This is a genomic window from Rhizobium mongolense USDA 1844 (genome assembly GCF_000419765.1).
GTDB classification, from domain to species: Bacteria; Pseudomonadota; Alphaproteobacteria; order Rhizobiales; family Rhizobiaceae; genus Rhizobium; species Rhizobium mongolense.
Window position 1 is genome coordinate 50,264 of record NZ_ATTQ01000018.1, and the last position, 14,956, is coordinate 65,219.

The 14,956-nt window shown below is 59.3% G+C and carries 12 protein-coding genes; all 12 read right to left on the reverse strand.

Annotation, left to right across the window (positions count from 1 at the left end; translation table 11 throughout):
• Positions 1 to 1,008: an ABC transporter ATP-binding protein gene (locus A3C3_RS0127365; RefSeq protein ID WP_022717763.1), complete on the reverse strand. Its 1,008-nt coding sequence runs from the start codon at positions 1,006 to 1,008 to the stop codon at positions 1 to 3.
• Positions 1,001 to 2,098 (reverse strand): ABC transporter ATP-binding protein, encoded by a 1,098-nt coding sequence (locus tag A3C3_RS0127370; protein WP_022717764.1) that lies wholly within the window; start codon positions 2,096 to 2,098, stop codon positions 1,001 to 1,003. The genes A3C3_RS0127365 and A3C3_RS0127370 overlap by 8 nt, the downstream gene beginning before the upstream one ends.
• 3 nt (positions 2,099 to 2,101) lie before the next feature.
• Positions 2,102 to 2,314 (reverse strand): hypothetical protein, encoded by a 213-nt coding sequence (locus A3C3_RS0127375; protein WP_022717765.1) that lies wholly within the window; start codon positions 2,312 to 2,314, stop codon positions 2,102 to 2,104.
• Complete coding sequence (locus tag A3C3_RS0127380) at positions 2,311 to 3,264, reverse strand: carbohydrate ABC transporter permease (RefSeq protein ID WP_022717766.1); 954 nt, start codon at positions 3,262 to 3,264, stop codon at positions 2,311 to 2,313. Before A3C3_RS0127380 ends, A3C3_RS0127375 begins: the two co-directional genes overlap by 4 nt.
• Positions 3,261 to 4,226, reverse strand: coding sequence for a carbohydrate ABC transporter permease (locus tag A3C3_RS0127385; protein ID WP_028740055.1), 966 nt, complete (start codon positions 4,224 to 4,226; stop codon positions 3,261 to 3,263). The genes A3C3_RS0127380 and A3C3_RS0127385 overlap by 4 nt, the downstream gene beginning before the upstream one ends.
• A gap of 101 nt (positions 4,227 to 4,327) precedes the next feature.
• Positions 4,328 to 5,653 carry an ABC transporter substrate-binding protein gene (locus A3C3_RS0127390; RefSeq protein WP_022717768.1) on the reverse strand — a complete coding sequence of 442 codons (1,326 nt, stop codon included), beginning with the start codon at positions 5,651 to 5,653 and terminating at the stop codon, positions 4,328 to 4,330.
• Between the two features lie 248 nt (positions 5,654 to 5,901).
• A complete protein-coding gene (locus tag A3C3_RS0127395) occupies positions 5,902 to 7,014 on the reverse strand; it encodes an ABC transporter permease (protein WP_022717769.1) in 1,113 nt (370 codons plus the stop codon).
• A gap of 1 nt (position 7,015) precedes the next feature.
• Positions 7,016 to 8,164, reverse strand: a complete 1,149-nt coding sequence (locus A3C3_RS0127400) for an ABC transporter permease (RefSeq protein WP_022717770.1) — start codon at positions 8,162 to 8,164, stop codon at positions 7,016 to 7,018.
• Entirely contained in the window at positions 8,161 to 9,903 is a 1,743-nt protein-coding gene (locus tag A3C3_RS0127405) for an ATP-binding cassette domain-containing protein (protein ID WP_022717771.1), read from the reverse strand. Before A3C3_RS0127405 ends, A3C3_RS0127400 begins: the two co-directional genes overlap by 4 nt.
• Entirely contained in the window at positions 9,900 to 10,910 is a 1,011-nt protein-coding gene (gene hlyD / locus A3C3_RS0127410; protein ID WP_022717772.1) for a secretion protein HlyD, read from the reverse strand. Before hlyD ends, A3C3_RS0127405 begins: the two co-directional genes overlap by 4 nt.
• On the reverse strand, positions 10,907 to 11,605 hold the full coding sequence (locus A3C3_RS0127415; protein WP_022717773.1) for a CerR family C-terminal domain-containing protein: 699 nt from the start codon (positions 11,603 to 11,605) through the stop codon (positions 10,907 to 10,909). The genes hlyD and A3C3_RS0127415 overlap by 4 nt, the downstream gene beginning before the upstream one ends.
• A 305-nt stretch (positions 11,606 to 11,910) precedes the next feature.
• Positions 11,911 to 14,472 carry a GcvT family protein gene (locus tag A3C3_RS0127425; RefSeq protein WP_022717775.1) on the reverse strand — a complete coding sequence of 854 codons (2,562 nt, stop codon included), beginning with the start codon at positions 14,470 to 14,472 and terminating at the stop codon, positions 11,911 to 11,913.
• Positions 14,473 to 14,956: the final 484 nt, after the last annotated feature.

The window sequence follows — 14,956 nt, forward strand, 5'->3', positions numbered from 1 at the left end:
TCAAGCGAGCCGCTGTCCGCTCGCGTCGAAATAGAGCGGGTCGCGGAGTGTAACATTAATCCTGTCGCCCGGTCTGATTGAGAGATATGGATCCGCAAGCGTGACGAGCTTGTGATCACGAACACGGATATGCAGATGGTTCTGGTCGCCCAGGTGCTCGATCCAGTCGACCTCTGCGTTTGCATCCTTGCCGACGATGATGTCGAGATGCTCAGTGCGTGCGCCGATTGTCTTCGTACCCTTGGGAGGACTTCCGCCAGGAAGTAGATCGGCAGGCAGCAGGTTGATATGCGGTTGTCCGAGACGGGCTGCGACATGAAGGCTGGCGGGATTGCTGTAGATTTCCCGAGGCGTGCCCACCTGCAGGAGCCTGCCTTCCGCGACAATGCCGATGCGGTCCGCCATCGTCATGGCCTCCACCTGGTCGTGGGTCACATAGAGCATGGTCGAGCCCAGGTCCTTCTGGATGCGCTTGAGTTCCAGCCGAAGCTCCGCCCGAAGCTTGGCGTCGAGAGACGAAAGCGGTTCGTCCATGAGGTAGATCGCTGGTTCACGCACCAGAGCCCGGCCGATTGCGACGCGCTGCATCTCTCCGCCGGAAAGACGGGTCGAGCGGTTTTCCAACTTATGATCGATCCTCACCATCTGCGCAATCTCGCGAACACGCCGATCGATCTCGTCTTTGCTCAACTTTCGAACCGGCGCCCTAAGAGGAAAGGCAAGGTTTTCGTAAACCGTCATATGCGGATAAAGCGAATATTGCTGGAACACGAAAGCCACGTCGCGCTCGGCCGGCGATTGGCCAGCGACGTTGCGGCCGCCGATCTCGATGCGGCCGCCGTCGGGCCGCTCTAGGCCGGCGATCAGGCGAAGCGTCGTCGTCTTGCCGGCCCCAGTCGGCCCCAGCAGCACGACGAATTCGCCATCGCGGATCGCAAGATCGAGGTTGCTGAGCGCCTGCGTGTCGCCGAAACGCATGTTCAGGTCTTTGAGAACGACATCAGCCATGCCGGACCTCCGAATAGAGCGATGAAGCGACCGCACGGCCCGACTGGCAGTCGAAGAGCGCAAGATTGACAGGGTTGAATTCGAGACCAACCGTTTCGCCGATGCGGAAGTTGCGGTTTGCCGGAACGCGGGCTTTGATCAATCCGCTGCGCGTTTCGATCGCCACGATCTGATTTGTTCCAAGATACTCGCTGCCATAGACGGCGCCGCGCAGGGCGGAGGCATCGCTGAAGCGGATGTGCTCCGGCCGCACGCCAAGCGCCAGCTCGCCTACCCTCAAGTCCTGGTGAACCTCGGGAACGGCGACATCGACGCCATCAAGAGAGATGGATCGGTCGCCCTTCTGAAGGCCGGAGGTAAAGCGCATGAAATTCATCGGCGGAGAGCCGATGAAGTCCGCGACGTACATGGTCGCAGGCTTGCTGTAGATTTCCTGCGGCGTCCCGAACTGTTCTATGACGCCATGGTTCATGACGGCGATCTTGTCGGCCATCGCCATCGCCTCATGCTGATCGTGCGTGACGTAAACCGTCGTCGCGTGGATGCGGTTGTGCAATTCGCGCAGCTCATGAACCATGACCTCGCGGAACTCCGCATCGAGTGTACCGAGCGGTTCGTCCATCAAGAAGCATTTCGGGCGCCGAACGATGGCGCGGCCGAGTGCCACGCGCTGGCGGTCGCCACCGGCAAGCCCGGAGACGGACCTGTCGAGAATATGGTCGATCTGTAGTAGGCGGGCGGTCTCCTGGACGCGTTCACGTATTTCCGCTTTCGGCATCCCTTGAGACAGCAACGGAAAGCCGATGTTCTTGCGCACATTCATGTGCGGATAGAGTGCAAAGAGCTGGAAGACAAAGGCAATGTCGCGGGCGCTGGCGCGATTGAAGGTGACGTCCTCGCCGTCGAGGTAGATCTTGCCGCTGGTCGGCAGTTCGAGGCCGGCGATCATGCGAAGGGTGGTGGTCTTGCCGCAGCCGGATGGCCCGAGCAGGGCGAGAAACTCGCCGTCATGGACGACGAAGCTGGAGCCTTCGACCGCAGCGAAGCTGCCGAACTGCTTGCGGACATTTTCTACTCTGATCTCCGCCATGGTTTACTCCGCAAATTTCGAGACGATGATGAACATCGCTGTTCCTAGAAGCAGTGTGACCAGCGAGTAGGTGTAGAGCACCAGCAGGAAGGGTTGGAACAGCATCAGGAAACCTGCCGCAATCACCACCGTTGCGATGTTCTCCATCGGACCGCGTCGCAGGAAAAAAGGCCGTTTCGGACGGGCAGGGCGGGGCTTTTCGATAAGGTGCGTCATTTACGAACCGCTCCGAAGGTGATGCCGCGCAGCAGCTGCTTGCGCAGGAGAATGGTGAAGACCAGGATCGGGATCAGGAAGATGGTGGTTCCCGCTGCAACAGCCGGCCAGTCCTGCCCGCCTTCGCCGATGATTGTCGGGATGAATGGCGGTGCGGTCTGCGCGCTGCCCGATGTCAGAAGTGCGGCGAAGGCATATTCGTTCCAGGCGAAGATCAGGCAAAAGATGGCGGTTGCGGCGATGCCGGTCGTTGCCTGCGGCAGCACGACCTTCCGGAAGGCCTGCAGCCGGGTGTAGCCGTCGATCATCGCGGCTTCCTCGTATTCACGCGGGATCTCGTCGATGAAGCCTTTGAGCAGCCAGACGGCGAGCGACACATTGACCGCCGTGTAAAGCAGGATCATCCCCAAAGCCGTGTCGGACAGCCCAAGCTCCCGGTACATCAGGTAGATCGGGATCGCGACGGCGATCGGCGGCATCATGCGCGTCGACAGGATGAAGAACAAAAGGTCGTCGGCGAGCGGCATCCGGAAGCGCGAGAAGCCGTAGGCTGCCATCGTGCCGAGCAAGACGGCGAGAAAAGTAGATCCGAACGCGATCACCAGTGAATTGACGAAGCGCGGCAAGAAATTCGAGGGGCCGGCGATCACCATGTTGCGCTTGCGGGTCACCTCATCGCAGGTGCCCGTCGGCTCGGGCAAGGAAGCAATGTATTCAGGCGTCTGCCGCGTTCTCGTGGTCAGAAGATTGCAATAGCCTTCAAGCGACGGTGTGAAGACGATCTTCGGCGGATAGCTGATGGAATCAGGCGGCGACTTGATGCTGGTCAGGAAAATCCAGACCAGCGGTATTAGAGTGATCAGCGCGTAGAGGATCACGATCGCGCCGGCGATCCGCTTGCTGGTGAAGCTCGGCTCAACGACCGAATGGGCGGAGTTAGCGGAGCTCATCGTTGCTTCACCTTGTTAAGAGCCTTGACGTAGATGTTGGCGAGACCGAACACCGCGACAAAGAGAACGATAGCGAAGGCGGAAGCGCGGCCGGTGGCCCAGCTTTCGAAGGCCGCGCGCTTCAGCGTGATCGAGGCGACCTCTGTAACGGAACCTGGTCCGCCGCCGGTCAAAAGCGTTACCATGTCGAACATCTTGAAGTTCTCGATGCCGCGGAAGAGGACCGCGAGCATGATGAAAGGCAGCGCCATCGGCACCGTGATCGACCAGAATTGGCGCCATGCCGAGGCACGGTCGACCTCCGCGGCCTCGTAGATATAGTCCGGGATCGAGCGCAGGCCGGCGAGGCAGATCAGCATCACATAAGGCGTCCACATCCAGGTGTCGACGATGATGATCGCCCAAGGCGCGAGCGAAACGTCGCCGAGCATCCGGATATCCGACGTCGGGATGCCGCTGAGCCAGGAGACCGCATAGGCGAAAAGACCAATCTGCGGCTCGTAGAGGAAACGCCAGAAATTGCCGACAACAGCCGGAGACAGCATCATCGGGATCAGGATGACCGTCGTCCAGAAGGCATGGCCGCGAAATTTGCGGTCGATCAGGTAGGCGAGTGTGAAGCCGATAACGGTTTGCAGGACGATCGTCCAGAAGACGAAATGCGCTGTCGTCTGCATCGCCTGCCAGATGTCCGGATCGGTTAGGACGCGCTCGTAATTTCTCAAACCCACCCCTTCGACAGCGGCATTCGGCCGGTTGGCACGATAGTTCGTGAAGGAAAGATAGATTGCCCAGATGAGCGGAAAGATGTTGATCGCGAGCAGCAGGACGATGGCGGGCGCGATAAACAGCCATGCTATCGCTCGATCGGACAGGCCGCGGACGCGCCGGCCCACGGAAATCGGCGTTACCTTTGCAGTCGCATCCGCTGCCTTCTCGACGATGGAATTGGAGATGTTCAAGATGTCACCTGGTCTCTGCGTATGTGAGACATCATGCGGCCCGGCTCCTTTGCCGATCCGGGCCGCCGTCCAGACAAGAATTCCGCGTGTCCAGCCGGACACTAGATCTTGCCGTCGTCCTCGAACACTTGGGTCCAATCCTTCACCAAGCCGTCGAGCGCTTCCTGAGCGGTCCCATTGCCGGCGACCACATAATTATGAACCCGCTTCTGCATGGCCTGGAGAAGCGACGCGTAGCTCGGTTCGGCCCAGAAATCCTTGACAATCGCCATGGAGTCCAGGAACGCCTGAGCGTAGGGCTGGCTGCCGGCGAAGCCGGGGGCGTTGACGACGGAATTCAAGCAGGAAAAGCCGCCGAGCTCCCACCACTTGGCCTGCACATCAGGTTGTGCGAACCACTTGATGTACTCAAGCGCGGCGTCCTTCTTGTCGGAATAGGAGACAACCGAGATACCTTGTCCGCCGAGCTGGGCAAAGTGCGCCTTCTCGGCAGGATTCGGGAAGAAGCCGATGCGATCGCCGCCGACTTTCTCGTCCTTGTAAAGGCCGGGCCAGGTAAAGGCGAAATTCATCTGCATGGCGACCTGGCCGGATTTGAAGGCATCCGCCGATTCGACCATGTAGACGTTTGAGCTGCCCGGCGGAGTGCAGCAATCAAACAGGGACTTGTAGAATTCAAGGCCCTTTACCGCGTCGGGAGAATTGACGAAGCCTTCCATCTCGTAGGGCTTCTTGGGATTGTCATATTGGAAGCCCCAGTCATAGAGGACGTTGGTCACGCCCATGGTAATGCCCTCCGAGCCGCGCTCGGTATAGATCGAAGCGCCGTAGACGGTCTTTCCGTCGATCTCGCGCTTCTGGAAGAATTCAGCAATCTGCTTCAGTTGATCATAGGTCTTCGGCGCGGCGAGATCCGAGCCATATTTCTCCTTGAATTCCTTTTTCAGTTCCGGACGCTCGAACCAGTCTTTGCGGTAGGTCCAGCCGACCACGTCGCCCATGGCCGGAAGCGCCCAGTAGTTCGGGGTGTTCTTCGGCCACTCGGAGTAGCCCACGACCGTTGCCGGCACGAAGTCATCCATCTTGATGCCTTCCTTGTCGAAAAAGTCGTTGAGTTTGACGTAGTGTCCATTCTCCGCTGAACCGCCGATCCACTGGCTGTCGCCGATAATCAGATCGCAGAGCTTGCCGTGAGAGTTGAGTTCATTGAGAAACCGGTCGGCATAGCTCGTCCATGGGACGAACTCGAACTTCATCGTCGTGCCGGTCTTGGCCGTGAAGTCCTTTGACAGTTCCACGAGTGCGTTGGCGGGGTCCCAGGCGGCCCAGCAGAGTGTCAGTTCATCGGCTATTGCAAGATTGGGCAGTGCCGACGACAGCATGAGCGCCGAGGCCAGCCCGAGAAGGGCTTTCGATTTCTTCTGCATAAGTTCCTCCCAGAACCAAAGGCCGGCTCCCACCGGCGTCGCAAGTTCACCCACTTCCAAGGAATGCCCATGAACGCCGCAACGTTCATGTTTAGCAATGTGTTTAGTAAAACGTATTTTAGTAAACAATGCAAGCGACAAAATCGCGGCGGGGCACATGCCTTGGCACCTGCGCCGACCGAAAGTGTCGTAGCTGCGATAAGGGAAGTGCCGCAGGGGCAATGTCAGGCTCTAGGAGACGTTTCAGATCATTCGAGCCTTCTGCGAAACAGCCACGAGGCTGCGCTCAAGGTTCCGGCAGCAATCACGCAAAGTGGCCATGTCTGGTGCCACACCTCCACGAGGGGAATGTCTTTGAGGAAGATGCCTTTTACAATCACCAGGAAGTAGCGCAGCGGGTTGATCAGTGTGACCGGCTGAAGCCAGTCGGGCATGTTCTCGATCGGCGTTGCGAAGCCGGAAAGAAGCATGGCCGGCACCATGAACAGGAACGCGCCGAGAATTGCCTGCTGCTGCGTCATCGACAAGGCGGAGATGAAGAGCCCTAGGCCGGCGACCGATGCGAGATAGAAGAGCGAACTGCCGTAAAGAAGCAGCAGCGAACCGCGCAGAGGCACGCCGAAGATGAAGATCGCCGCTAGGATATAGACCGTCATGTGAAAGAGCCCGATTATCATCGGCGGGACAAGCTTGCCGATCAGGATCTCATGCGTGCGAAGCGGCGAGACCATCAACTGGTCGAAGGTGCCGAGTTCGCGTTCGCGAGCGATCGAAAGGGCGGTGACGATAAGCCCGATGAGCAGCGCGATGCTGGCGATCAGGTTCGGCACCATGAACCATTGGAAGATCAGGTTGGGATTGAACCAGTTGCGCGGCACTGTCGTGACGGAATGAACAGCTCCTCGGACACCCGCAGGCGTCTCAGCGGATAATGTCGCGACAATCTGCGTGATGTATCCCGAAACGATCTGCGATGCATTGGAGCGCCGGCCGTCAAGAATGACCTGCAGATCGGCCGGCTCTCCCGCCTCGATCCTGCGTGAGAAATCGGCGCCTATTTCGATTGCAGCTGTTACCGTCTGGCGATCGATAGCATCCCGCACGCTGGCTGTCGTGCCGGCGACGATCACCTTGCGGAATGTCGGCGAACCCTCGATGCGCCGCACGAGTTCTTGGCCCCAATAGCCGCTGTCGCGGCTGAGTAGCATCACATCGACATTTCGAACCTCGAGCGTCGCTGCATAGGAAAAGACCAGGAGCTGCACGATCGGCGGACCGATCAGGATGGTACGGCCCCTCGGATCGCGGAGTACGGCCAGCAGTTCTTTGACAATAAGCGCTTTCAGACGCGTCCACCACATCTTACGCAATCCTCTTTCTGGTGCTGCGTGCAGCAAGCAGGAAAAAGACAGAGCCGATCAGAAACATCACGAGGATTGCATGGAGGAACATCGGCCAGATATCGCCGGCCAGGAACACGGTTTGCAGGCTGGGGATCAGATAACGCGCCGGCACGATGAATGTGATCCATTGGATCACGGTCGGCATCGAATTGATCTCGAAGAGAAAACCGGACAGCAGGAAAGCGGGAAGGAAGGCGGTGATCAGCGCCAGCTGCGAGGCAAGGAACTGGTTCTTGGTGGCAGCCGAAATCAGCAGGCCTTGCCCGAGCGCCGGCATGAGGAAAACGGCGGACAGGGCATAGAGCGCCAGGACGGAACCGCGAAAGGGAACGCCAAACAGAAAGACGGCAAGCAGCACGCAAAGCGTCATCGATGTCAGGCCGAGCAGGAAATAGGGGAGTATCTTGCCGGCAAGCAACTCGGCGGCCGTCACCGGCGTTGCCATCATCGCTTCCATCGTGCCCCGCTCCCATTCGCGGGCAACGACCAGCGATGTCAAAAGCGTTCCAACCAGCGTCATGACGATTGCGATCGAGCCTGGCACCAGAAATGACCGGCTGGTCAGTTCCGGATTGAACCAGAAGCGTTGCTCCGCGGAAATCGGCGGCCCGCCTGCGGCAATCTCGGACTGCTGCTGGAGCCGCCAGTTTGCCACGGCCCCCTGGACATAGTTCTGCACGAAATTGGCGGTGTTGGGATCGGAACCGTCGACGATCACCTGGACTTGGGGCCGACTGCCTGCTGCATAATTCCGGGCGAAATCCGCCGGGATGACAATGATGCCGCGGATGCGGGAAAGTACCAGCTCTTCTGCGAAGAGCCGTCTGTCGCGGCCGGTGGTCACGGAAAAATAGCGGGATGCCTGGAAGCTTGCCGCAAGATCATTCGTCAGCGGTGTTGGTTCTTCGATGACCAATCCGACCCGCGTCCGCGTCGTGTCTAGCGAAACGCCGTAACCAAATAGAAACAGCAGGATCAGCGGCAGCACAAATGCAATCAGAATGCTGCTCGGATCACGAATGACCTGAAGGCTTTCCTTGCGAACCAATGCTGCAAAACGGCGGGTTCGGGTGGAGCGGGACACTGGTGCGGGGGGCGGGAGCGTCATGCCGCAATCCTCTCCTGCGAGGCTTGAACAAGCGCGATAAACGCGTCCTCCATCGTCGGATCGGGGTTGTCGGCATTTGAGGAACGCGCCTTCAGCTCATCTGGCGTACCAAGTGCGATCGAACGGCCCCGATAGATCAGCGAAATGCGGTCGCAATATTCGGCCTCGTCCATGAAATGCGTGGTGACGAGGACGGTGACGCCCTTTTCTACGAGCCCGTTGATATGTGTCCAGAATTCGCGCCGCGTAATCGGATCGACGCCCGAGGTGGGTTCGTCGAGAAAGAGCGCCTCAGGTTCATGCATGACGGCGCAGGCAAGCGCCAGCCTCTGCTTCAGCCCGAGCGGCAGGTCCTTTGCGGACATCGCAAGACGCGATTGAAGATCGAAGATCGATGTCATCAGCTGCGTGCGCTCGCGCTTGCGCTGGCCGCTCAGTCCATAGACGCCGGCAAAGAAATCGAGATTCTGCGCGACGCTGAGATCGCCATAAAGCGAGAATTTCTGCGCCATGTAGCCGAGGCGGTTGCGTGCCTGTGCCGCATCGCGGCGCAGATCGAAGCCGGCCACCCGGCCTTCGCCGCTCGTCGGCTTCAAAAGTCCGCACAGCATCTTGAAAGTCGTTGATTTGCCCGCACCGTTCGGTCCGAGCAGCCCGAATATCTGGCCGCGGGGAATATCGAACGTAATGTCGTCGGCTGCTGTGAAGTCGCCGAAGCGTTTGGTGAGACCTTTCGCTACGATCACCGGCTTGTCGTCCTTGCCGGTCAGAGGCTGTTGCGCCTCCGCAAGCCTCGACCGACCACCTGGCCCTCCGCCCAGCATATCGACGAAAGCATCTTCGAAACGCGGTTCTGTGGGGCTAACTTTTGCGATACTGGCTGCGGCAAACATGCCATCGTGGCCGGTCGCGGTAACCAGCCGGATCGCTTCACCCTGGATAACACCATCGATAACGCCGTCCTCGTCGAGAAGCTTCGCAAGCAGCTGACGGCGCCGACCCGAAACACCGGTCAACCGAAAGACACGGTCTTTGACCTGGCCCGTCAGATCCTTCGGTTCACCGGAGAAAAGCAGCTTGCCGTCATTCATCAGCAGGACCCGATCGCAGGCCTCGGCCTCATCGAGGTAGGCCGTCGACCAGACGACACCGATGCCTTCCGCTGTCAAATTCTCGACCATCTTCCAAAGGTCGCGCCGGGAAATCGGATCGACACCCACACCGGGCTCATCAAGGAGCAAAAGGCGGGGTTTCTTCAAAAGTGCGCAAGCAAGGCCGAGCTTCTGCTTCATGCCGCCCGAGAGCTTTCCGGCAAGACGGCCTGTGAAGCGTTTCAGGTCCGTGAAGGACAGAAGTTCATCGAAGGTCGCTGCCCGTTCGCTCTTTGGCAGCCCGCGAAGGTCGGCGTAGAGATCGAGATTTTCCTGGACCGACAAATCCTCATAAAGCCCGAAGCGCTGGGGCATGTAGCCGATTGAAGCTTGGATGGCAGCCGATCCGTCGCGCGTTTCGAAGCCCAGCACCTTGACCGTACCTCCTTCCGGAAGCATGAGACCGGTCATCAGGCGGATAAGCGTGGTCTTGCCTGCTCCGTCGGGTCCGACGAGCCCGGTGATCTCGCCGCCGCGGATTGAGGCCGAAATTGCATCAAGCGCCGGTTTCGCCTCGCCGAACCGCTTCGTCACGTCCTTCAGGTGAACGAGCTCGGTGATATCGCGAGGTCTTTCTGCGGCACTCATTTTTTCGCTGCCTGCAATGATGGAAGGCGCAGCGTCACCGGCATGCCCTGGCGAAGATCCGACCCGGGTTTTTCGATGATGACGCGCAGACGATAGACGAGGTCGGTGCGAAGTTCCGGCGTCTCGACAGATTTTGGCGTGAATTCCGCAACCGGAGAAATGAAGCCGATCCTGCCCTCATAGGCCTGATCCGGTTTGGTATCGGAGGTGACCTTGACCTTCATGCCCGGATGAATCCGTCCGAGTTCCACTTCTGCGACATAACTGCGGACCCATACAGGCTCGGTCAGCGATAACACATAGACGGCATCGGCGGGCGATACGATCGCACCGGGCTCCTTGATCCGCGACAGGATGATGCCGTCGTTGGGTGCCCGAAGCTCCGTATCGCCAAGCGATGTCCGCGCCGTTGCAAGGGTTGCTTCGGCCGCTTTCAACTGCGCTGCCGCAGCTGCGATGTCTTCGGCGCGGCTGCCTTCCTTCAACAAAACCAGCGCCTGATTTGCGGATTCCGCACGTGCCGCAGCCATTGCTCTTGCAGCCGTCGCCTGATCGAGACCCGCTTGAGAAACCGTACCTTGCGGCCGCAGCTGCCGGGCGCGGTCGTAAGCAAGATTGGCGTTTTTCAGGTCAGCAAGGCTTTCATTGTAAGATGCGCTTGCCTGCGCGATCTCTGCGGGCCGTGGACCGGCCCTGAGCTTGTCGAGTGTGGCACGCAGCGCGGCGACGGTTGCCTCTGCCGAACGGACCGCATGATCGTAAGGTTCGTTGTCCAGCCGCGCCAGAATAACACCGCGCTTGACGGTATCGCCCTCGTCGACGCGTGCCTCTTCGAGCCGGCCGTTCACCCGGAAAGCGAGCGAAACTTGGCGGATATCGACATTTCCGTAGAGTGTGAATTCCTTTGCCCCTTGCGGCGCCCAGCCGATCCTCGACGGCACGTCGTACCACCAGCCGGCTGCGGCTGCGCCGGCGAGAAGGATCGCAGCCGGAATGATCTTGTTCATTCTGTTTCTCCTTTCGCCGGTTCGAGCAGCGCGACAAGCTTGCGCGCGTGGGCCTGCAGCGTTGCGATCTGCTCTTCGCCGATGGAATCCCATTCCATCTGCGCGAGCACTGCGGCGTTCGCCATCCGGAATACCAGAAGGCTGCCCACGAAGGAGAGGGTACGCAAACGCACGTTCTCGGAGGCGGGGTCATCTTTCAAAATCGCCCCGATCAGCCGCCGTGCCATGTTGATCATCGGTCCCATGATGCCAGCATAGACCCTTTCGAAAGCCGCCGTCGGCTCCAGCTGCTCGCGGATGATGAAGCGGGCCCAGGCCTCCGACTCCTTGCTGACGAAAAGAACCACCATTGTTTCGACGATCTCCGTCAGAAAGAGCCGTGCCTGCGACGCATTCAACGGGGTGTTCGTTTCATCGATTTCCGCAAGATGGCGGCCGACGCGATGGCGGATGCCGGCGACATGTCCGGCGACAATTCCCGAAAGGTATTCGGCCGTTGCGATATAAAGCCCTTCCTTGCTGCCGAAGTAATAGGGGATGGCTTGCAGGTTGACGCCTGCCGTATCGGCAAGCTTGCGCGTACTAGCGCCGTCAAAGCCGTATCGGCCAAATACGTCAAGTGCCGCCGCAAGCAGCCTCTCGCGGGTAATCTCGCTTCGGGATGCCTCGGCAGTTTTGGTGCCGGTTTCGTTCATGAGGGTTACTATACGGCGTTTTTTTAGATCAGTCAATCGAATGAATTATGAAAGTATGGATGATAGCATGCGCCGTATTCCTCGGCGTTTCTGTCTGGCGGCGGGCGTGGATCGTCTCCTTGAGGCCGACAATCATAGCGTCTGTGGTGCTGGTACCGACGATTTCCGCCGGTTTGCGCGCGAGATTACTCAGCCTCGTTGTTTGTGATATTGCGCAGCGAACGCGCTGTGCTGGCGTGCGGGCGTAGCGCCTCCGCCCGTTATGGGACGAGGCAACGGGTTCGCTGAACCCGTTGTTCTTGATGTCAGCTCCGGGGCTTCGAGTTTTCCGGATCGTAGAGCGGCTTGTAGCCGACGGCGACGACTTCGACGGGATAGGTCTCGCCGAAGTAATCGACGTCGAGCTCGCGGCCCACCTGGCAATAGGACCAGGGCAGAAAGGCCAGCGCGATATTCTTGCCGATGGTCGGGCCATAGGCAATCGACGTCGTATAGGAGCGGCGGCCGAGTTCGTCGACCAGCGTTTCGCCCGTGGCCGGATCCATGACCGGCAGTGAGCCGACCGGGTAGCGGGCAACACCGCTCCTGTCGACATTGTCGGTCATCACGAGCGTGCAGAGCATGGCCGGCTGGTGCTCGCGAGCCTTGTATTCCAGGTGCTTGGACTTGCCGCGGAAGTCGGCTTCCTTGACCTTCGGACGGGCGAGGTCGGATTCGATGAGGTTGTACTGCGTAAGTAGGTCGGCGTTCTGCAGGCGCAGGCTCTTTTCCATGCGGCGGGAATTGGCATAAGTTTCCACGCCGAAGGCCATGACGCCGGTCGAGCGCAGCGCATCCCAGACAGAAAGGCCGTCCTCGTATTTCATGTGCAGTTCCCAGCCCTGTTCACCGACATAGGAAATGCGGAAGGCAGTGACCGACTTGCCGGCGATCTCGATCGGTTTTATTGCCGCGAAGGCGAAGTTTTCGGGATCAAGGCCGGCCGGATCGGCGACGACCTTTTTCAGCGTTGCACGCGCATTCGGACCCCAGATACCGATGGTGATGTACTTCTCGGCCACCTCGGTGACGGTAACGTTGAAGTCCTTGTCCTCGGCGATGCGCTTCACGTAATGGAAATCGCGCGGGCCGGCATCGGCGCCGTCGATGACGCGGCAGCGGTCGGCCATGCGGATCACGGTCAGGTCGGCACGCACCATGCCTTCGTCATCGAGGAAGTGCGTGTAGATGCCCTTTCCGACGTTGGCATCACCGCCGATCTTGGCCGCGCAGATCCATTCCATCAGTTCGACATGGTCCGGACCTTCAACGTCGAACATGTAGAAGTGGCTGAGGTTGACGATTCCGCAATCCTCGCTCATGGCGAGATGTTCAGCATTTGATACGCGCCAGAAGTGCCGGTTGTCCCACTCGTTTTCGCGAACCGGAACGCGGTCGCCATACTTTTCAAGCAGATGCTCGTTCGCCTTGTAGCCGTGCGCGCGTTCCCAGCCTCCAAGTTCCATGAAGTATCCGCCGAGCTCCACCTCGCGCTCGTAGAAAGGCGAGCGCTTGACGTTGCGTCCGGTGGCATAGGGCTCGCGCGGATGGATGGCGGGAAAGTAGATCTTCTGGGCAGCCTCGAATGTACGGCCCTCGATGAATTTTTCCTCGAGCTGGTGCGGGTAGAAGCGCGCATAGTCGATACTGGCATGGTCGATCTCTGTGCGGCCGTCCGTCATCCAGTCGGCCATCAGCTTACCGTAGCCGGGGCCGTCCTTGACCCAGATGGCGACGCAGTACCAGAGGCCGCGAACCTTCTGGCTTTCGCCGCAGGACGGGCCGCCAGCTGCAGAGACCTGCAGGAGGCCGTTGAAGGAATGGCCTTCATTGTATCCCAGTTCACCGAGGATCGGGGTGAGCTCCATGGCGCGCTCCAGCGGCTCGATGATTTGCTCCATTTCGAGGTCGCGTTGCGAGGGCGAGAGGCGAGCTTCGTGCTTCTCCAGAATGTCGCGCGGATGGCAAAGGCGAGGATTAGTCGTTTCGTAATAGCCCCATTCGATCTGGCCGCCTTCGGTGGTCTTCGGGTCGCCGGTATCGCGCATGTAGGCGGAGTTACCCTGGTCGCGCAAAAGCGGAAAGCCGATTTCCTTGCCCGTGCCCTCGAACTCGTTGTAGGGGCCGAAGAAAGTCAGCGGATGGTCGACCGGCATGACCGGAAGGTCTTCGCCGACCATTTCGGCGATCAGGCGACCCCAGATCCCGGCACAGACGACGACATGATCGGCCAGGATCGTGCCGCGATGAGTGACGACGCCCTTGATGCGGCCATTCTCGACGATCAGCGATTTGGCCGGCGTATTGCCGAAAACCTTGAGTTTTCCGGCCTTTTCGCCAGCATCGACCAACTTGCCGGCGACGGTCTGCGAGCGTGGAATGACGAGGCCGGCATCGGGATCGAACAGGCCTCCCTGAACCATGCTCTCCTCGATCAGCGGGAACTTTTCCTTGATCTCGGCCGGGCCGACGTAATATGCCCGGGTACCGAAGGCCTTCGCCGAGGTCAGCTTGCGCTTGATCTCTTCCATCCAGGTGTCGTCGCCGGTGCGTGCAACTTCCAGGCCGCCGATGCGGGCGTAGTGGCCCATTTTCTCGTAGAAATCGATTGAGTACTGCGTCGTCCAGACCGAGAGATAGTCATGGCTGGTCGTGTAGCAGAAGTCGGAGGCGTGCGCCGTCGAGCCGATGTCGGTCGGGATGCCCGACTTGTCGATGCCGACGATATCGTCCCAGCCACGTTCGATCAGGTGATGCGCAATCGATGCGCCGACAATGCCGCCCAACCCAATAATTACGACTTTCGCTTTTTGTGGAAATTCTGCCATCACATGCACCCTCGAACTTTGTTGCGCCGAATCTAGTACACGCAATGACGCGACTACAGTCGATCCACGACATAAAAATGTAGCGATCCGTCAAAAGCCTCGCCTGTTCAAGACATCTGGGCAGCCATTCTTCTGCACTCCGGCACGGTACGTCCTGTACCGGCCAGCCTCGATGGTTCCGGATTCATTTTTTTGAACAGGCGGAGAGCTGCAGACCATGGATCTGCGGGCAGGGAGGTGAGAAAGCGGGCAGCTCAGCTGCGGGCTGCGACGATCGTAGTCGCAGAAGGCTCTTTTCAAGCCGCCGAGCACTTCGGCTGTGGTTTCGAATATCGCTTGCAGTTTAGGTTCGTCTACTTTCTCGATGTCGTCGCGCAGGTCGCCTCACTGACATCGGTATTTTCCTAAGAAGGGTTTTTGTCGACCGGTTTCGTGCAGGCGGGGTTGCGGCCCTGACGCTTTCCCACTACCTTCGGCTCTCGAT

Coding starts and splice junctions, on each gene's coding strand:
- A3C3_RS0127365 (WP_022717763.1), bottom strand. CDS start 1,008: ATGGCTGATGTCGTTCTCAAAGACCTGAACATGCGTTTCGGCGACACG.
- A3C3_RS0127405 (WP_022717771.1), bottom strand. CDS start 9,903: ATGAGTGCCGCAGAAAGACCTCGCGATATCACCGAGCTCGTTCACCTG.
- A3C3_RS0127370 (WP_022717764.1), bottom strand. CDS start 2,098: ATGGCGGAGATCAGAGTAGAAAATGTCCGCAAGCAGTTCGGCAGCTTC.
- A3C3_RS0127380 (WP_022717766.1), bottom strand. CDS start 3,264: ATGAGCTCCGCTAACTCCGCCCATTCGGTCGTTGAGCCGAGCTTCACC.
- hlyD (WP_022717772.1), bottom strand. CDS start 10,910: ATGAACAAGATCATTCCGGCTGCGATCCTTCTCGCCGGCGCAGCCGCA.
- A3C3_RS0127395 (WP_022717769.1), bottom strand. CDS start 7,014: ATGTGGTGGACGCGTCTGAAAGCGCTTATTGTCAAAGAACTGCTGGCC.
- A3C3_RS0127390 (WP_022717768.1), bottom strand. CDS start 5,653: ATGCAGAAGAAATCGAAAGCCCTTCTCGGGCTGGCCTCGGCGCTCATG.
- A3C3_RS0127425 (WP_022717775.1), bottom strand. CDS start 14,472: ATGGCAGAATTTCCACAAAAAGCGAAAGTCGTAATTATTGGGTTGGGC.
- A3C3_RS0127415 (WP_022717773.1), bottom strand. CDS start 11,605: ATGAACGAAACCGGCACCAAAACTGCCGAGGCATCCCGAAGCGAGATT.
- A3C3_RS0127400 (WP_022717770.1), bottom strand. CDS start 8,164: ATGACGCTCCCGCCCCCCGCACCAGTGTCCCGCTCCACCCGAACCCGC.
- A3C3_RS0127375 (WP_022717765.1), bottom strand. CDS start 2,314: ATGACGCACCTTATCGAAAAGCCCCGCCCTGCCCGTCCGAAACGGCCT.